Origin of the sequence: Clostridium sulfidigenes (assembly GCF_052067195.1) — a bacterium.
In the GTDB taxonomy this organism is placed as follows: domain Bacteria; phylum Bacillota; class Clostridia; order Clostridiales; family Clostridiaceae; genus Clostridium_J; species Clostridium_J sulfidigenes.
Genome location: NZ_JBQHQR010000005.1, coordinates 119537 through 137911 on the forward strand (window position 1 = coordinate 119537; position 18375 = coordinate 137911).

16 protein-coding genes, 1 pseudogene and 1 other annotated feature are annotated in these 18375 nt (G+C 28.7%); of the genes and pseudogenes, 8 read left to right on the forward strand and 9 right to left on the reverse strand.

Annotated features, from left to right (window positions below; all coding sequences use genetic code 11):
* Positions 1–3: 3 nt before the first annotated feature.
* The 4 genes from ACTNBA_RS07725 to ACTNBA_RS07740 all read left to right on the forward strand — a co-directional run bounded on the left by ACTNBA_RS07725 (position 4) and on the right by ACTNBA_RS07740 (position 2368).
* Positions 4–270, forward strand: a complete 267-nt coding sequence (locus ACTNBA_RS07725; RefSeq protein WP_346848949.1) for an EscU/YscU/HrcU family type III secretion system export apparatus switch protein — start codon at positions 4–6, stop codon at positions 268–270.
* Between the two features lie 41 nt (positions 271–311).
* A complete protein-coding gene (locus tag ACTNBA_RS07730; protein WP_441073303.1) occupies positions 312–1001 on the forward strand; it encodes a metallophosphoesterase in 690 nt (229 codons plus the stop codon).
* A 102-nt stretch (positions 1002–1103) separates the two neighbouring features.
* Complete coding sequence (yjbM, locus tag ACTNBA_RS07735; protein WP_346869007.1) at positions 1104–1892, forward strand: GTP diphosphokinase; 789 nt, start codon at positions 1104–1106, stop codon at positions 1890–1892.
* A 65-nt stretch (positions 1893–1957) separates the two neighbouring features.
* Positions 1958–2368, forward strand: a complete 411-nt coding sequence (locus ACTNBA_RS07740; protein WP_441073304.1) for a carboxypeptidase-like regulatory domain-containing protein — start codon at positions 1958–1960, stop codon at positions 2366–2368.
* A gap of 118 nt (positions 2369–2486) precedes the next feature.
* Here ACTNBA_RS07740 and ACTNBA_RS07745 read toward each other — a convergent pair whose 3' ends face one another.
* Positions 2487–3797: a helix-turn-helix domain-containing protein gene (locus ACTNBA_RS07745; RefSeq protein WP_441073305.1), complete on the reverse strand. Its 1311-nt coding sequence runs from the start codon at positions 3795–3797 to the stop codon at positions 2487–2489.
* A 204-nt stretch (positions 3798–4001) separates the two neighbouring features.
* Here ACTNBA_RS07745 and ACTNBA_RS07750 point away from each other — a divergent pair, with 204 nt between their 5' ends.
* Positions 4002–5240: an MFS transporter gene (locus tag ACTNBA_RS07750; protein ID WP_441073306.1), complete on the forward strand. Its 1239-nt coding sequence runs from the start codon at positions 4002–4004 to the stop codon at positions 5238–5240.
* A gap of 204 nt (positions 5241–5444) precedes the next feature.
* Here ACTNBA_RS07750 and ACTNBA_RS07755 read toward each other — a convergent pair whose 3' ends face one another.
* On the reverse strand, positions 5445–6755 hold the full coding sequence (locus ACTNBA_RS07755) for a helix-turn-helix domain-containing protein (protein ID WP_441073307.1): 1311 nt from the start codon (positions 6753–6755) through the stop codon (positions 5445–5447).
* A gap of 277 nt (positions 6756–7032) precedes the next feature.
* Between ACTNBA_RS07755 and ACTNBA_RS07760 the strand changes: the two genes are divergently transcribed.
* Together ACTNBA_RS07760 and ACTNBA_RS07765 are read left to right on the forward strand one after the other, a co-directional pair.
* Positions 7033–9552, forward strand: a complete 2520-nt coding sequence (locus ACTNBA_RS07760; RefSeq protein WP_441073309.1) for an ABC transporter permease — start codon at positions 7033–7035, stop codon at positions 9550–9552.
* A 51-nt stretch (positions 9553–9603) separates the two neighbouring features.
* Entirely contained in the window at positions 9604–10284 is a 681-nt protein-coding gene (locus ACTNBA_RS07765; protein WP_441073310.1) for an ABC transporter ATP-binding protein, read from the forward strand.
* 47 nt (positions 10285–10331) lie between these two features.
* Here the strand turns inward: ACTNBA_RS07765 and leuS are convergent, their stop codons facing one another.
* The 5 genes and pseudogenes from leuS to ACTNBA_RS07790 all read right to left on the reverse strand — a co-directional run bounded on the left by leuS (position 10332) and on the right by ACTNBA_RS07790 (position 15660).
* Positions 10332–12770, reverse strand: a complete 2439-nt coding sequence (leuS, locus tag ACTNBA_RS07770; RefSeq protein WP_441073311.1) for a leucine--tRNA ligase — start codon at positions 12768–12770, stop codon at positions 10332–10334.
* A gap of 66 nt (positions 12771–12836) precedes the next feature.
* Positions 12837–13039, reverse strand: a binding site (T-box leader).
* Between the two features lie 67 nt (positions 13040–13106).
* The gene (locus ACTNBA_RS07775; RefSeq protein WP_441073312.1) at positions 13107–13613 is read right to left on the reverse strand and encodes a hypothetical protein; all 507 of its coding nucleotides are present in this window, start codon (positions 13611–13613) and stop codon (positions 13107–13109) included.
* A gap of 12 nt (positions 13614–13625) precedes the next feature.
* Positions 13626–14247 (reverse strand): annotated as a pseudogene (locus ACTNBA_RS07780) (J domain-containing protein).
* A complete protein-coding gene (locus ACTNBA_RS07785; protein ID WP_346867681.1) occupies positions 14231–15112 on the reverse strand; it encodes a DUF5685 family protein in 882 nt (293 codons plus the stop codon). The pseudogene ACTNBA_RS07780 and the gene ACTNBA_RS07785 overlap by 17 nt, the downstream one beginning before the upstream one ends.
* The gene (locus ACTNBA_RS07790; RefSeq protein WP_035132448.1) at positions 15112–15660 is read right to left on the reverse strand and encodes a class IV adenylate cyclase; all 549 of its coding nucleotides are present in this window, start codon (positions 15658–15660) and stop codon (positions 15112–15114) included. The genes ACTNBA_RS07785 and ACTNBA_RS07790 overlap by 1 nt, the downstream gene beginning before the upstream one ends.
* Before the next feature lie 183 nt (positions 15661–15843).
* Here ACTNBA_RS07790 and ACTNBA_RS07795 point away from each other — a divergent pair, with 183 nt between their 5' ends.
* The gene (locus ACTNBA_RS07795) at positions 15844–16884 is read left to right on the forward strand and encodes a nucleoid-associated protein (RefSeq protein WP_346867679.1); all 1041 of its coding nucleotides are present in this window, start codon (positions 15844–15846) and stop codon (positions 16882–16884) included.
* Positions 16885–16929: 45 nt separating this feature from the next.
* Here the strand turns inward: ACTNBA_RS07795 and fba are convergent, their stop codons facing one another.
* Positions 16930–17877, reverse strand: a complete 948-nt coding sequence (fba, locus tag ACTNBA_RS07800) for a class II fructose-1,6-bisphosphate aldolase (protein ID WP_441073313.1) — start codon at positions 17875–17877, stop codon at positions 16930–16932.
* Positions 17878–17990: 113 nt separating this feature from the next.
* On the reverse strand, positions 17991–18371 hold the full coding sequence (locus ACTNBA_RS07805; RefSeq protein WP_150844052.1) for a DUF4363 family protein: 381 nt from the start codon (positions 18369–18371) through the stop codon (positions 17991–17993).
* Positions 18372–18375 lie beyond the last annotated feature (4 nt).

Below are 18375 nucleotides of genomic sequence, written 5' to 3' on the forward strand. Positions count from 1 at the left end.
TATATGGAAGATAGAAAGAGAAAAAAAGCAGCAGCTTTAAAATATGAATATGGGCAGAATGCTCCAAAGGTTACAGCAGCAGGTATGGGTAATGTAGCTGATAAAATCCTTGAAGAAGCAGAAAAAAGTGATGTACCTATTGTATATAATGATGAACTTGCAGATATGCTTACTAAAGTTGATATAGATAGTGAAATTCCTTATGAGCTTTATGATGTAGTGGCAAAGGTTATAGCCTATGTTATGGAGATAGATAATAAGTACAAATAAATTTAAATAAAAAGATTATGAAATAGATAGTAGGTGGTTAAGTGGCATTATATGCAATTTCAGATCTTCATCTAGCCTCAACAGGAGAAAAGCCTATGGATATATTTGGGGAAAAATGGAGCAATCATGATGAAAAAATAAAAGAAAATTGGATTAGAATTGTGAAAGATGAAGATACAGTATTAGTAGCAGGGGATATTTCATGGTCTATGAATATGGAAAATGGCAAGGCTGATTTAGAATTTATAAATAATCTTCCGGGGAGAAAAATATTTGTTAGGGGAAACCATGACTATTGGTGGACTGGAATTACTAAGCTTAATTCTATGTTTAAGAGGATGGAGTTTATCCAAAATAATTTTTTCGCATATGAGGATTATGCTATATGTGGAAGTCGGGGATGGATTTTAAAGAATAATCCCAAATTTAATTCTCACGATAAAAAAATCTATGATAGAGAACTTATAAGATTAAGATTTTCCATAGATGCAGCCATAAAAAGTGGTTTTAAAAAAATAATATGTATGATTCATTATCCACCTATATTTCCTAATATGCAGGAAAATGAATTTTTAGAAATGTTTAAGGAATATAAAGTGGATAAGGTAATCTATGGACATCTTCATGGTGGAGGACTTTTAAATGTTTTTGAAGGAAAAAAAGATGGAGTTGAGTATATTTTAACATCCTGTGATTATATAGAGTTTACTCCTATTAAGATTTTAGATTAATAAAAAATTCAATAAAAGTCATATAAAATACCATAAAAAATACCATTATATGATATAATTAAATACGGATTAATAGAATTGGTTAGTAAAGGAATGACATATATGGCAGTTATTGAGTGGAAGAGTTTTTTAATTCCATACGACCAAGCAGTAGAGGAATTAAAAGTAAAGTTTAGAAGTATAAGAAGAGAATTAAGAAAGAAAAATGAATACTCACCTATTGAATTTGTAACGGGGAGGGTTAAAGAGGTTTCCAGTATACTAGAGAAAGCTAATAAATTTGATATACCTTTAGATAGAATCCAGTATGAAATGGAAGACATTGCTGGACTGAGAATCATGTGCCAATTTGTAGATGATATAGATAAAGTAGTAAATATAATACGTGAAAGAAAAGACATGCATATAATTTATGAAAAAGATTATGTTACTAATGTAAAATCTAGTGGTTATAGAAGTTACCATATGATTATAAAGTATCCAGTAAATATGGCATCTGGAATGTGTGAAGTGCTTGCTGAATTTCAAATAAGAACTTTGGCAATGAACTTCTGGGCTACAGTGGAACATTCTTTAAACTATAAATATAAGCATGCTATACCAATAGACATTAAAGGAAAGCTTAAAAATGCAGCAGATGCAGCCTTTAACTTAGATACAGAAATGTTAGCAATAAAAGATGAAATAAAGGATGCTCAAAAGCTATTTGAGGTAAAATCTTCTTTAGTAAGTAATATAGTGGAAAATATATTAACTATATCTTCCCTAGGGAAAACTGGAGAAGCATCAAGGTTTACAGAAGAGCTTAATAAGTTATTAGAAGTAGGAGACGTATTTGAACTTACAAGCCTATTAGAAGAAACTAAAAAGGTTCTTGAAAGGTACAAATAATTCATTGGTACAAAAGTTTTATATTCCTCATATGATGATATAAGCAATATTTCATGAGGTATAAAATGAGTGAGCAATTAATTAAATTTCAATCAACTACTTATGGAGATAAGTATGTAGATGCTAAGGTTGAAACTGGTGATGATAACAGAGGTGTTATCTATGGTAGAGTAATTGATAAGAATAATAAACCAATTAGTGATGCAGTAGTAAAGTTAATCATACTTGAAGATCCAAATGACCCATTAAGTATATTACCTATAACCCATACTTTTACAGATGAATATGGTCAATTTTTATTTGGTCCATTACCACCAAATAAGACCTATCTAATAAAAATATGGTATGATGATATTTATGTTAGGCCCATTACCATAAAAGATAAAGAAGCAAGACATAGTTGCATAACCATAAGAGAAGGTAAAAATTCTGATAATAGTGAAAGAAAATTACCAATAAATCATAGTGAAAAATAAAACAGAGGAGATTTTCCTCTGTTTTTTTTATTAATCTTAAAAGCTGTGATTTGGCTATTAAAAAGTATACTGTTCAATGTATATGAGGCTAAGTATGTTTAAATTAAAGACAGATTAATTACTTGTCAATATAAGAAAAATAATGTGGAGAAGTTATATTTGGATGTGGATGATTATAGTTTTCTTTATCATATAATTCTTTATATTTAGTAGCTTCTATATTATATTTAACATCTTCAGTAATACTAAACATATCACTATATGCAAGATTCAAATCTAAATGTTTTTTATTTTCAATTAAATACTTTAAACATTTATTATAGTGCCTCAAAGAAGCCTTAGAGTTTCCAATTATAAAATTAGTTCTAGCAAGAATAAAATCATAATCCATTTTTGTTTTATACCTTAGTGATGTATAATTTATATGTTTACTTTTATTAACAATTTTTTCTATATCATTAAGGTTGTAAAATAAGGTCAATTCTAATATTTTATAAATATTTATAAGTCTTACATCATCATAAGTTTTATATAAAAACTCTAGAAGTTTACAGCATTTATTAGGCTGGTTATTATATAGATAGGAGTTAAACAAATTTAGATAACATTCACCAGCTTCAAGATTATTACCAATATACTCATAAAAGAATATAGATTTTTTAATATATTCTATAGCTTTTATATAGTTTTTCATTGCAAAATAAGCAATGCTAAGGTTAAGGTGAAAAGAACACAACATAGTGGGAGAATTAATTTTAATATTGTTTTTTAAAAAGTCTTCAATGAAATGGATACCTTTTTCATACTCCTCATTAAATAAGTAATATGCACTTATATTATTATTTATTATAAAATAGATTTCACACTTACAGTGATTATATAAGTTTAAGTAATTTAAAGCTTTTTTTAGATACTCTAAATTTAAGTTATCACTAAAAGATTTAATTTCAATTTTTCTTAGAGAATTAAGAGTTATACATAAACTCTCTACATATATATATTTATCAGCCTCAGAAAGCCTATTAAATAAGATTTCACATCTACTTAAATACTTTTTTGCATCGTTCTTTAATTCAGTTTTATAATAACTCATACCTAAATAGAAACATGAATTAAAGTCAGAAAGTCTGAGTTCACTAGATCTTTCAATTATATCAAAATATTTTTTATTGTCATACAATTCTTTAAGATACAAATTTTTATTAGTAAAATTAGAATTTAGTAAAGAATTGTCATCATCACTTATTAAATCAGATATACTTGTTTTCAATTTATCTGAAATATGTTCTAACTGTGGTAAAGAGGGGTATAAATTGCCATTTTCAATTTTGCTTAATGATGTACGATTTAAAATATCACAACTTAAATCAACTTGGGTAAGCTTTGCAGCTTTTCTTAAGGTTTTTATTTTATGCCCTAACTTATTCATAGAATACTCCTTTTGTTAAAATTTTAAATGTTCTTTGCGAGAACATTTAAAAAAACAAATTAGATTTTACAGTATTAGTGAGAATTAATGTACTTATATTATATAATTTTTCATAAAGTAATTAAACATATAGCTACAATATTTTACAATTAATTAAAACATATGTAAAATATATTGCGAGAGATGAAATAAGGGAGGAAGCATATGAATAGAATATTACGAAACAGAAGTATTATGATTTTATGGATTTCAAGAGCTTTATCTAGATTTGGTGATGCTATTGAAAGCTTAGCACTTATGTATTTAGTGTATGAGTTAACAGGGTCTGGACTTGCTATGGGAACGGTTATGTTATTTAGTGGAATTCCTAATATAGTTATAGGACCAATTGCAGGAGTAATTGTAGATAGATACAATAAAAAAACAATAATGTTTATATGTGAATTAGTGAGGGCGGTAGCCTTAATATTGATTCCGGTATTTATGTATTTTAATATAATAAATATATGGCATATTTATATTTTAGCAAGTGTAGCATCAATAGCTGAGAGTTTTTATGAGCCATGCTATGGAGTAGCAAGTATTCAAATAACACCTAAAGAGGATTTACCACTTTTAAATAGTTTAACTACCACTACTAATTCTATAATGAGGTCTATAGGTTATGCAGTAGCAGGGGTTATTATGGTAGCTTTAAATAAAGAAATATTATTTGTTATAGATGCAGTAACATTTTTCATATCAGCTATTGCAGCACTAATTATATCCCTCCCTAAGGTTGAAAATAAAAATATTACCAATCCAAAGGAAATATTATTTGATTTAAGGGATGCTGGAAAGTATATAGCTTCAAATAAACACATAACTATAATGCTTATAGTTATATTTATAATAAATTGTGGAATAATCCCTTTAACATCATTTTTACCTATTTTTAGTGATGTTCATTTAAGTCTTGGAGAAGCTTGGTCTGGATATTTTATGACAACATTCTCCATTGGAACTATATTGGGGGCAGTAATATATCCTATGTTAGTGAAGAAAAATTTAAAGTTGAGAAATGCATACTTATATAGTTTTACTATAATGGGAATTTGGGTATTATTAGTATGTCTATTTAATCATAGGTATATAGCATTAGCCATGTTTTTATTAGTGGGTATTATTGGTTCTATAATAATGATGTGGGCATCTACAGACATCCAAAAGACTTGTGATGTTAGCTACTATGGTAGGGTAGGAGCACTTTCATCAACAGTTATATTAGCATCTTCACCTATAATGTCTTCAATTTGTGGATGGGCTATAGATTCCATTTCAATAGTAAATGTATTTATAATAACAGGAGTAGTATTCCTTCTTTGTGGTTTAGTAATATACAAACTAATTTCAAATAATGTTAATAGTAATAGCTATGAACAAAATATTAATAACGTAGGTTAAGGTTAAAAACTTTATACTAATTTTATTAAAAATAAGGAATAGATTAGCAGGAGCAATCTATTCCTTATTTCTGTGATTAATTAGCTACTATATTTACAAGTCTACCTTTAATACTCTGTTTTTTAATGAACTTTAAACCCTGTGATTTATAGAGATAGACTTAAATAATTGAATATTTGTGAGGTTGACTAAGTTTAAATTAAACTACTTGTTAATATAAGAAAAATAATGAGGAGAAGTTAAATTGGGACGCATATGATTATATTTTTCATTGTCATATATATCTTTATATTTAGTAGCTTCTATATTATATTTAACATCTTCAGTAATACTAAACATATCGCTATATGCTAGATAGGTATCTAGATATTTTTTGTTATCAATCATATACTTTAAGCATTTATTATAATGTCTCAAAGAAGATTTAGTGTTTCCATTAATAAAATTAGTTCTAGCAAGAATAAAATCATAATCCATTTTTGATTTATATGTTAATCCTGTATAGCTTATTTCTCTGCTTTTATTAACAATTTTTTCTATATCATTAATATTGTAAAGTAAGGTTAATTCTAATACTTTATAAGTATTTATAAGTCTAATATTACCATAGGATTCAAATAAAAATTCTAGTAGTTCATTACATTTATTAGGCTGGTTATTATATAGATAGGAATTAAATAAATTTAAATAACATTCACCTGCCTCAAGATTATCACCAATATATTCATAAAAGAATATAGATTTATTTATATATTCTATAGCTTTTACATAGTTTTTCATTGAAAAATAAGCAATGCTAAGGTTAAGATGAAAAGAACATAGTACTGTAGGAGAATTAACTTTAACATTTGTTTTTAAAAAATCTTCAATAAACAATATAACTTTTTCATATTGTTCTCTATATAAATAACATGCACTTATATTATTATTTATTATAAAATAAATTTCACATCTATTTTGATTATATAAATTTAAATAATTTAAAGTTTTTTTTAGATACTCTAAATTTAAGTCATCACTAAAAGATTTAATTTCAATTTTCCTTAGAGAATTAAGGGTTATACATAAACTCTCTACATATATGTATTTATCAGCCTCAGAAAGCCTATTAAATAAGATTTCACATCTACTTAAATACTTACGTGCATCTTTTTTTAAATCTGCCTTATAATAACTCATTCCTAAATAGAAACATGAATTAAAGTCAGATAGTTTAAGTTCATTACCTTTATCAATTATATCAAAATATTTCTTATTGTCATATAATTCTTTAAGATTCAAATTATTATTAGGTAAATTAAATTTTAATAAAGAAATATCATCATCACTTATTAAATCAGAGATGCTTATTTTTAATTTATCTGAAATATGTTCTAACTGTGGTAAAGATGGATTTAAATTGCCATTTTCAATTTTGCTTAATGATGTACGATTTAAAATATCGCAACTTAAATCAACCTGGGTAAGATTAGCAGCTTTTCTTAAGATTTTTATTTTATGTCCTAACTTATTCATAGAGTACTCCTTTTGCTAAAATTAAAAATGTTCTTTGTGAGAACATTAAAAAAAACAAATTAGATTTTATAGTATAAGTGAGAATAAATATATATTTATTATATAGTTTTATATAGGAAAATTAAACATATAACTACATGATTTTACAATTAATTAAAACATATGTAAAATTAATAATATAAGGTGAGGAAATTATAAATAGAATTAAATTAACATGATTTAATTAAATACAGTATAAAGCATATAATTGGGAAGTAGAATAGGGGTGGAATATTACATGAAAAGCTTTTGGTCAATTATTCCTAGGTATATTATAAAAAATAAGAAACGAATTGTGTTTATAGCATTGGGAATAATGCTTTCTATGGCTCTTATAGTTTCTTTAAGCACTATATCTGAGGCGTTAAAAGAATCATTATATCAGAAAATGGTAGATGATTCTGGAGGTATATATGATATGGATTTATATACAAGAGGATTCTTTAATTTTGATGAATTAAGTAAGGATAATATGATAGAAGATATGACGGTAGTTATACCAGTTGGAAGATATGACATACCTAATACTGAAAATACATTAGAAATAGCATCTTATGATGACAATGCTACTGAAATTTTAAACTTTAAACTTATTGAAGGTAAATATCCAGAGAAGGATAATGAAATAGCCATAGAAAAATGGATGTTGGATTTATTCCCAGAAAAATATAATATAGGTGATAAGATAAAGATTCCATATAAAATTACCTATAGAGGTCGAAATACAGAGTTTTTTTATAAAGATGATGAAGCTGAGTTTATTATAACTGGATTATTTAAAAATACGTATAGAAATTATTATGCACCTGGAGAAGGGAAGGCATATATAACACCCACTTACGCAGAAGAATTATTAAATAGGAATAAAGTAACAACTCAAGAGGCTGAGAGTAGAGCATATATCACTGTAAATCCAAGGTTTTCTCCTAAAACAGCAGTAGAGAAATTCGTAGAATCAGATTATAGTCAAGGTGATTTTTCTTTAAATTATGCAAAATTAGATTTAAAAGACCAGTATAAAAAGTATGATTCCATCATGTATTTTATATTTATAGTATTAATGATAATCTCTAGTATCATTATTTATAACATATTTAATGTAAGTGTATCAGAAAGAACTAAAGAGATAGGCATGCTTAGAGCTATTGGATGTCCTCCTTGGAAAATAAAAATGATGATATTGGGTGAAGGATTTCTTATGGCTATTGTATTTATACCTTTAGGTATCTTACTTGGGAATTGGGTAACACGATTAATTATAAAAATATCAACAGGAATAGATAATCTAGGATCTGTTTTTAGTATGGATATTAAAATATTGCTTATAGCAATATTTATAGGAGTAATAACCATATTAATAGGGTCATATTTTCCAGCTAAAAAAGCTTCCATAATATCTCCAGTAAGAGCAATTTCAGGAAGTAATAACTTAAATTTAGATGGAAATAAAATAAGAGCATCATTAGAGGGGAAGAAGAACATTTCACGGAGAGTTAGTTTTGAAGGGCGTATGGCGTATACTAATTTGTTAAGAAATAAGAAAAGATTTTTAACTACTTCACTATCATTGATAATAACTATAACTATGTTTATGGTTATAAATTATATTATAGGTTCAACAAATCCAGTAGCAGTTTTCAAAGATAGTTTTGGAGCTGATTTCAAACTTAATTCTAAAATGGGGATATTGGATGAAAAAGTAAGTTCTATACCAGGAGTAAAGATTGTTTCAAAAACAAAACAGAAATCTACAACTATAGAATTTCCTAAAGAAATGTTTACGGAAGATGGAATAAAGCATTTAGAAACGGAAGCTAAAATGGGTGGATTTTTAAATCAATTACTAGAACAAAACAGGTATGAATTGGGCATTGAAAGTTATGGATACTCTGACAAAGATTTGGAAAAACTAAAGGAATATATCATTGAAGGAGACATTGATATAGAAAAAATGAAAAAAGAGAAGGTTTTGATTCTTGCTCAACATTTAAATGGAAATAATTATACGGATATTAAGGTTGGAGATATACTTGGATTACAATGTGCTAAGTTTGATGTTTCAGGAACTTTTTTAGGAATTGGTATGCCTGATTTTCAGGTAGGGGCCATTATTAGTGAAGAAGCACTCAAAAGTATTGACAAAGAGGCATCAGCCATGGTTATTGTAAGTGAAAAAGCTATGGAAGACTATATGAATGTATATGGATATCAACATTTTGATTTAGTTTTGGATAAAGGAGCTGATTATGAAAAAACAGAAGCTTTAATAAAAGAGAAGTTAAATGATGAAAGGGATCTGGAAATATTATCTTTTAGAGAAGAATTAGAAAAGGTGAAAAGAAATAATATTCAAATAGTATTTGCTATGTATAGTGTAGTTATAGTTGTAGCTATAGTAAGTATAATAAATCTTATTAATATCATGAATATGAGTGCTATTATGAGAAAAAAAGAATTTGGTTTTATGAGAGCAATGGGATTAAGTGAAAAACAAGTAAAAAAGATTATAAGGAGAGAAGGAGCTATATATGGAGTTGTTTCTGGAGGAATTGCAGTAGTATTAGGAAGTTTAATTTCTATAATAATTGCGTCAAAGTCAAAAGTAATTTTTGGACAAGAAATAACTTGGAGCTTTCCAGTACTTAATGTTATAAGTACATTAGCAGTAACTATAATAATTACTATAGTGGCAGCGGTATTGCCATCTAAGATTTTATTTAAGTCCAGTATCGTAGAAAGTATTAGAGATATAGAATAAATTGGAGAAAGTTAATTATTATATAGTGAGAAGGAAATGAGGTTATATCATATGGAATTATTAAGAACTGAAGGGTTAAGAAAGGAATATGGAAGTAAAGATAGTAAGGTTGTAGCACTTAAACCTACAAATTTAATTATAAATAAAGGTGAATTTACAGCTATAGTAGGTCCGAGTGGTTCTGGTAAAAGTACACTTTTGCATCTATTAGCAGCTCTTGATAGACCTTCAAGTGGACATGTATATGTAAATGATAAGGATATATATACTATGAATGAAAATGATTTGTCTGCTTTTCGTAGAAGAAATATAGGGTTTATATTTCAAGCGTTTAATTTAATTCCCATACTATCAGTGGAAGAGAATATAAAGCTACCGTTACTTATGGATGGCAAAAAAGTTGATGATGGTCATATTAAGGAAATTATGAAGGCTTTAGATATAGAGAATAGAGCCAATCATCTACCAGGAGAGATATCAGGTGGGCAGCAGCAAAGAACATCTATAGCTAGAGCACTTGCTAATAAGCCTGAAATAATTTTTGCAGATGAACCAACAGGAAATTTAGATAGTAAAAATAGTAATGAGGTTCTAGATTTGCTTACTTCATCTATAAAGAGATATAATCAAACCTTGGTAATGATAACTCATGATAAGGATATAGCTAAGAGAGCGGATAGAGTTATAACCTTATTCGATGGAAAGATTGTAGAAGATAAAAGAATCAATTAAAAATAAGGAATAGATTAGCAGGAGCAATCTATTCCTTATTTCTGTGATTAGTTAGCTACTATATTTACAAGTCTACCTTTAATAACTATAACTTTTCTTACAGTTTTTCCTTCAAGGTTAGATTTTATTGTTTCATCATTTAAAGATGCTTCTTTTATTTCATCCTCAGAAGAAGAGGTTGCAACATTTATTTTTGCTTTAATTTTACCATTAATTTGAATAGCAATTTCTACTTCATCTTTAACTAAAGCAGCTGGATTAAATTCTGGCCATTTTTCATTAAATACTGAGTAACCCATTCCAAGGTTTTCCCATTGTTCTTCACTGAAGTGAGGAGCAAAAGGAGCTAAAAGCTTAATATAATCAACTAATACTTCTTTTAAGAAATCAGTATTTTTAACAGCTTCATTTAGATACTTATTTAGAGCATTGGTAAACTCCATAAGTCTTGCAATGGCAGTGTTGAATTGAAGCTTTTCAGCATCTTCACTAACACCTCTAATTGCAAAGTGTCTCCAATAGTTAAGCTCTTTTTCAGGTGCTTCTATTACATTTTTAGAAGACTTGTTACAGTTAATTTCTGAAATTGATGCTTCAAGAATTCTTTCTATTCTATCTACAAATCTACCAATAGATTTTAATCCATCATCACTCCAAGCTCCGCCATCAGTGTATCCAAATCCAAACATTAGGTACATTCTAAATACGTCAGAGCCATATTCTTTAATGTAGTCATCAGGAGATATTGTATTACCTTTAGACTTACTCATTTTCTGTCCATCTGGTCCTAGGATTAAGCCTTGGTGAGTTAATGATAGGAATGGTTCATCAAAGTTTAGAAGTCCCATATCTCTAAGAGCCTTAGTGATAAATCTTGCATATAGAAGGTGCATACAAGCATGTTCAGGACCACCTACATATTTATCTACTGGAAGCATCTTATTTATTATTTCACTATCAAATGCTTTTTCACTATTTTTATTATCTGCATATCTCAAATAATAGAAAGATGAACATACAAAGGTATCTAAAGTATCTTCATCACGGTGCGCAGCACCTCCACACTTAGGACAAGTTACATTTATAAAGTCTTCAGATTTTGCAAGAGGAGATTTCCCATCTGGTGCAAATTCTACATTGTATGGAAGTTCTACAGGTAATTGAGCTTCTGGCACTGGAACAGTTCCACACTTATCACAATGAATCATTGGAATTGGAGCACCCCAATATCTTTGTCTAGATACTAGCCAGTCACGTAGTCTGTAGTTAACTTGTTTTTTACCAAGACCTAACTTTTCAAGCTCAGTAACCACTGCATCCTTAGCTTCTTCTCCCTTAAGACCATCAAAATTTCCACTATTTATCATTGGGCCATATTCAGTAAATGGAAGAGCATCTCCACCTTCTATAACTCTCTCTATTGGAAGATTATATTTTTGTGCAAAAGTATAATCACGGTCATCATGAGCTGGAACTGCCATTACTGCACCTGTACCATAAGTATTAAGTACATAGTCTCCAACCCATATTGGAATCTCACGGCCATTTATAGGATTTATAGCATAGGAACCAGTGAATACTCCTGTTTTTTCTCTAGAGATAGACTGTCTTTCTATATCACTTTGCTTTGCAGATGTTTCTTTATAAGCTTCAATAGCAGCCTTATTTTCTTCTGTAGTAAGCTTTTCAACTAATTCATTTTCAGGAGCAAGAACAACGTAGCTAACTCCAAATAAAGTATCAACTCTTGTGGTAAATGTATTGAATTCAATGTTGGAATCCTTAACTTTAAAAGTTACTTCTGAACCAGTTGATCTTCCAATCCAGTGTTTTTGCATAGCTTTAGTTTTTTCTGGCCAATCAAGACCATCAAGTTTTTCTAAAAGCTCATCTGCATAGTCTGTGATTTTAAGGAACCATTGAGTTAAGTTTTTCTTTGTTACTTCACTTTCACATCTTTCACAATGACCTTCTACAACTTGCTCATTTGCAAGTACTGTGTTACAGCTAGGGCACCAGTTTACTGGAGCATTTTTTCTGTAAGCAAGACCTTTTTCATACAATTTTAGGAATAACCATTGGGTCCACTTATAATAATCTGGTCTACAAGTAACAACTTCATTTTCCCAGTTGAACATTGCACCCATTGCTTTAAGTTGTTTTTCCATAGTTTCAATATTTTTATCAGTAGAGTCTTTAGGATGTATCCCAGTTTTAATTGCAAAGTTTTCTGCTGGAAGACCAAAAGCATCAAAGCCCATTGGTTGGAATACATTATATCCTTGCATTCTCTTCATTCTAGCCCATGAATCTACTGGTCCGTAGTTAAACCAGTGTCCTGCATGTAATTGGCTTCCTGAAGGGTATGAGAACATTTCAAGAACGTACAATTTTTTATCCATATTGTTTTCATCGAATTTATATAGGTTTGTTTCTTCCCATTTTTCCTGCCATTTTTTATCTGTAGCAGTTCCATATCTAGCCATAGTAATCCTCCTTGTTTGATAAATATCAAATATTATTTTAAATAAAAAAAAGCTTTCATCTCTTATGAAAGAGACGAAAACTATAATTCCGCGGTACCACTCTATTTAGACCATAAAGGTCTCCCTTGATAATATAACGGTTAAATCCGTACTTGCTTTTAACAAGTAAGCTCCCAGGCAAGTTCATATAAGCTTATTACTACATTACACCAAGCTGTAGCTCTCTTCAAATAAGTAATTATATTACTACTCCTTATCACTGCAATAAATAATTAAGTTTTTAAAAATTATACATTAAGAGTGAAGTAAATGTCAAGGGATTTGAATATTATATCCCTAAAATTTAAATTTTTTAGTTCTCACACTATTTATGAATACCGTAAGAACATAGTCAAATATAAAGAAGGCTACATTACCACCTATAAATATAATTATTAAAGGGTATTGCATTTGAATAGTAGCCATAAATAATTGTTTATATAAAAGAAATGCTATAAAGGTTATCACGTTAAAATAAACTAGTTTTAATGTGATTTCTATAGGTGTATTTCTTTTTTGTTCTATAAAAAATTTTACTATGCCATAGGGACCAAAGATTAGCACATAAAAAAGACAAAGAGTTTTGTCTGGGATTATGAAATAAGCTAATACAGAGGAGCCTATATATACTAATAAAGTAGTTTTCATATCAGCAATAAGTATTCCCAGGGGAATAAGTGCTGAAGTTAAGCCTAATAAGAATAAAGTGTTAAAGGTAATAAAATTAGCGGCATACAAGATAATAAGAGTCAAAGCAATAAGCATACCGCCCTTTGCTATATTAGAAGCCTTATTTTCTTTCATAGTAACCTCCTTTTAACAACAGCTAAATACAATCTCCACCCATACATTCACAACATGTATCTAGAGCCCAGATTTTAAAGCAGATGCTACACATATCATTAGAGCTATTTCTTTGTCCATAATAGTTACTTCTATAGGTATTCTGTGTATGGTTTAATTGATTAAGCATTTGTTTATATTCAAAGTTATTAGGATCCATTCTGCAAGCTGTATTTATTAAATTATTTGCGCTGTCATACCAACCTTTTCTAAGGTGTACAACCCCCATTAAAAAGTTCCATTCTGCAGTTCTATTAGTTATGGCATTAAGTTTTGCTTCTGCACCACCAATATTTCCTCTATTAATATCCAATCTAACAGATTGAAGATTGGGATCATTATAGCTATTAGAACTTCCACCATAGTTTGAAGAAGTATTTCCATAGTTAGAGGAGCTATTGTTAAAATTACTTTTTTTGCTTAATGTATCATAAGCTTCGTTTATTTCTCTAAGTTTTTCCTCTGCTAAATCTTTTAGCGGGTTATCAACATACTTGTCTGGATGATACTGTTTTACTAGCTCTCTATAGGCTCTTTTGATTTCATCTTGAGAGGCATTTTCTTTAACTCCAAGTACTTCATAAGGATTTTTCATGTTTCTTGTCACTCCTTGATTTTATAGTTTCGATTTTATTCATAAGTCCTAGTTGTAATATATTAAATAGTAAGTCTTTATTTTTATTTATCGGAAGTTTATCTAAAGCTTCAGAAGTAGAATTTGCACTCATTATTAGGTTAAATTCTATTCTATTGCCCTCTTTAATAATTAAGTCTTCATAGGGTAGGTTTTCAACATTGAAGGCTTTGTTAATGGCGTTAAATTTATGTTTTTCCATATCTTCCTTTAAGTCATCAAAGGCATCTATTATATAAATCCATCTCCCTAGATTATAACCTAAATCATATAGTTCATTATAAAAGGTCTCATCTTTATAATAGTAAGATACTATAAAAGCTGTTAAAGATGCAAAAGGGTCACTGAGTTCATCAATAGATATGATTTCTCCGGATTTCTCAAGGAAGCTTAACTTCTTTATATTTTCTTCTATATTAACTAAAATTGGAGATAAGTCCTCTTTAGATTTATTTATAAATTTTTTTATGTACATAGAAATAAACTTTTTACTTAGAGAATTATCATCATTATAATCATCTAATAATTTGTAGTATACTAGAGACACGTTACAAAAGGCAGCATAATCTAAAGCTCTATTATCTATAACCTTAGGCTTTTTTTTCATAGGATGAGCTATACATTTAGTAACTACATACTTATGTTTACTGTATTCTAAACTATCCAAAAGTATACCTAAAAAAGTCATATCATAATTTAAAGTCATTCTGCATAAATTAGAAAAATTATTTTTTATAGATATACATAACCCACAATAGTAAGCTTTGAACATTTCATAGTCTTTAATTTTTAATTCCATTTTATAGGGTGTTACATAACCAAACATTATACTCCTTTTACTGATCCTTCTCCATTTAATATTTCAAAGATTGTTTTAGAGGTGGTATCCTCCATAGTATATCCAAGTAAAGCTACAATTTCTTTTATTTCTTCCTCATCCGTTGATTCTATTTCTAAATAAGGAAAGGGACAAAAGCTCTTATCATTTATATCAATTTCAATAAGAGAATTCTTATATTTATAACTTTCTCTATGTTTTTTTATTGATTCTACTAGTTCAAGACCAAGGGAGGTGAAGATTTGACTTCCAATGGTGCTATTGTCTATAACAATTTCATTTTCTTCCATAACCTTATACTTTTCTTGGCTTAGAAGTTTTTTTGTAGTCATATAATTTATTATTATATTATTTAAATTATCTTCCACTATTCTAATTCTAGCATAACCTTTTTTACTTAGCAGTCTTCTATCTGGAAAATCATAGAGGTTATTAACTTGATTTTCATCCTTAACTTTTTCACAGCCTAGACTGTTAAGTTTAGATTTTATTTCATCTACATCTATCTTTAAGATTCTTGTTTCCATTTCTTCCAAGGATAGCACCCCTTTTTCTTTAATGATGACATTATACCTTATGTTTAAGATTATAACAAATTTTATTGATATTGTTAAAAAAAAATATATAATTATTCTTATACTGTTAAAAATCTATAGTAGATATACTAGAATAGTAAATATACATAAAGATATGTATACTAAAATTTATGGAGGTAAGTGATGGAGTATATAAATGAAATTAATATAAATGAAGCTATTATTCATATTTTAGATAACAATTCCGATGAGCCAGTTTTAAATGAGTATCCCTTAGAATTAACAGAAGAGGTGTATACTTTTATTTTTAAACACATTCAAAGATGTTTAAAGGATGAGGAACTTAAATATGCTATTTTTAATAAGGAGAGAAATATTGTAAAGGAAGTATGTCAAGAATATTTGAATGGAGAAAATAATCTAACCAATGTATCTAAGGAGTTAGCTAGTCAGATGTTTATCTTGATGAGATCAAAGGGGAGCATACCTTCCTGTGATTTGCTTACTGTATCCTTTACTACAGAGTATGGAGCATTTATAGGTATATTTAAGATGGACTATATTAAAAATTATATGCACAATGTAGAGTTTGTAGATGGAAAGATTGGAATAGATATAATACCTCAATTTACAGGACTACCTTCAAGTAGTTCAAGGATACAAAAGTGTGCATTTATTAAAGCTATGGCTAGTGATAATCCTTATGATTTATTAGTAATTGATAAGCAAAGTAAAAGCAATAAAGAAAATAAAGAATATGGAGCTAATTATTTTATAGATAATTATTTAGGCTGTACTATAGTAGAAAATGAAAGAGATAAGACAAAGCAGTTTTTGAAAGTAGCAGAAAAATGGACTCAAAATGCCCTTAGTGAAAATGCAGAAGGACAAGAAACAGTACGTAGAGAAGTTAAGAAGAGGCTCAGAGAAGAAGATTCTATAGACTTGAATAATTTTGCAGAAGAAGTTTTTAAAGAAAATCAGTCTCTAAAAGAAAACTTTAGAACCTTTGCAATTGAAAGTGGAGTAAGTGAAACTGTAGATTTAGATAAGCAGTGGGTAGAAAAGAAATTGAAGAGAGTTAGGCTAAAAATAGATAAAGATATAGATTTATATATATCAGAAGAAGCTTATAATGATATTAATAGATTCGAAATTGAAAGAGTCGGTGATGGTAGTATTAATATGAAAATAAAACATATTATCAATTATACTGAAAAGTAGACAGAATAAAAAAACATGGAATAAAAGTTCCATGTTTTTTTTATCTTATTTCATTGAGTCTATTGAACCTAAAACCGTTGTAATTTTATCTTCTACTAATTGCTCCAGATTAGTTCTTGCTACTCCAAGATATTTTCTTGGGTCAAACTCACTTGGTTTATCTGCAAATACTTTTCTACAAGAACCTGTAACACAAAGTCTTAGGTCTGTATCCATGTTAATTTTGCAAACAGCCATAGATGAAGCTTTTCTTAGCATTTCTACAGGTACTCCCTTAGCACCTTTTATGTCTCCACCATTTTCATTACACATTTCAACATATTTTGGATCTACAGCAGAAGCACCGTGAAGAACTATTGGATATTTTTCAAAACCAACTTCTTCTAATTTTCTTGTTATTGTTTCAAGTCTTTCAAAGTCAAGTTTAGCTTCGCCTTTAAATTTGTATGCACCGTGGCTTGTTCCAATAGCTATTGCTAATGAATCAACACCAGTTCTCTTAACAAAGTCAACTGCTTGGTCTGGATCAGTGTAAGTAGCATCTTTAGCAGATACATTTACATCATCTTCAACTCCAGCGAGTTTACCTAGTTCAGCTTCTACGACAACTCCATGAGCATGAGCATATTCTACAACTTCTTTTGTAAGTCTTACGTTTTCTTCATAATCATAGTGAGAACCATCAAACATAACAGAGGTAAATCCATTGTCTATACACTCTTTACAAAGTTCAAAAGAATCGCCGTGGTCTAGGTGAAGAGCTACATCAACTCCACTTTCCTCAACAGCAGCAAGTACCATATGTCTTAAATAAGCTGGTCTCATATATTTTATAGCTCCACTAGAGCATTGAAGTATTACAGCAGAGTTTTGAGCTTTAGCTCCATCTACAATTCCCTGAATTATCTCCATATTGTTAATATTAAAAGCTCCTATAGCATATTTGCCTTCAAAAGCCTTTTTAAACATTTCTTTAGTAGTTACTAATGCCATAACATTATTCCACCCTTCTATTTATAAGATTAAGTCTATAATTTTATTATAGTTCAATCTTTAGTTAAATGCTATATAGAAAACCACATTTTGAAATCGTAACCAAAAACTTATCAAAAAATGTTTCCTATTGATATAGATTCTAATTCTTTTACTTGGTTAATTAAAGTTTTTACCACGTGAATAGATGAAAGAGCTTCATCTTTATTTTTGCATTTAGAATATTGACTAAGCTTTATAACTTCACTATAAATGTTATCAAAGTCTGTATGATTTAAAAATAAAGTTAAGTTTGCCACGTGTCCTTCATAGATGTTTAACAATTCAAAAGACAACATATAGCTTTCATCCCAATTATCATTTACTATGTTTTCTTCTATTTCTGATGAAACATCTAAAAGCTTATCACAAGTTAATACTATATATTTGCTGGCAAAAAAAAGAATGAATATCATTAGAAAGAAGATGATGCATGTTGCTATCATGTTTTTCATTGTA

Coding starts and splice junctions, on each gene's coding strand:
- ACTNBA_RS07745 (WP_441073305.1), bottom strand. CDS start 3,797: ATGAATAAGTTAGGGCATAAAATAAAAACCTTAAGAAAAGCTGCAAAG.
- ACTNBA_RS07795 (WP_346867679.1), top strand. CDS start 15,844: ATGGAGTATATAAATGAAATTAATATAAATGAAGCTATTATTCATATT.
- ACTNBA_RS07765 (WP_441073310.1), top strand. CDS start 9,604: ATGGAATTATTAAGAACTGAAGGGTTAAGAAAGGAATATGGAAGTAAA.
- ACTNBA_RS07755 (WP_441073307.1), bottom strand. CDS start 6,755: ATGAATAAGTTAGGACATAAAATAAAAATCTTAAGAAAAGCTGCTAAT.
- ACTNBA_RS07785 (WP_346867681.1), bottom strand. CDS start 15,112: ATGTTTGGTTATGTAACACCCTATAAAATGGAATTAAAAATTAAAGAC.
- ACTNBA_RS07805 (WP_150844052.1), bottom strand. CDS start 18,371: ATGAAAAACATGATAGCAACATGCATCATCTTCTTTCTAATGATATTC.
- fba (WP_441073313.1), bottom strand. CDS start 17,877: ATGGCATTAGTAACTACTAAAGAAATGTTTAAAAAGGCTTTTGAAGGC.
- ACTNBA_RS07760 (WP_441073309.1), top strand. CDS start 7,033: ATGAAAAGCTTTTGGTCAATTATTCCTAGGTATATTATAAAAAATAAG.
- ACTNBA_RS07740 (WP_441073304.1), top strand. CDS start 1,958: ATGAGTGAGCAATTAATTAAATTTCAATCAACTACTTATGGAGATAAG.
- ACTNBA_RS07775 (WP_441073312.1), bottom strand. CDS start 13,613: ATGAAAGAAAATAAGGCTTCTAATATAGCAAAGGGCGGTATGCTTATT.
- ACTNBA_RS07725 (WP_346848949.1), top strand. CDS start 4: ATGGAAGATAGAAAGAGAAAAAAAGCAGCAGCTTTAAAATATGAATAT.
- yjbM (WP_346869007.1), top strand. CDS start 1,104: ATGGCAGTTATTGAGTGGAAGAGTTTTTTAATTCCATACGACCAAGCA.
- ACTNBA_RS07750 (WP_441073306.1), top strand. CDS start 4,002: ATGAATAGAATATTACGAAACAGAAGTATTATGATTTTATGGATTTCA.
- leuS (WP_441073311.1), bottom strand. CDS start 12,770: ATGGCTAGATATGGAACTGCTACAGATAAAAAATGGCAGGAAAAATGG.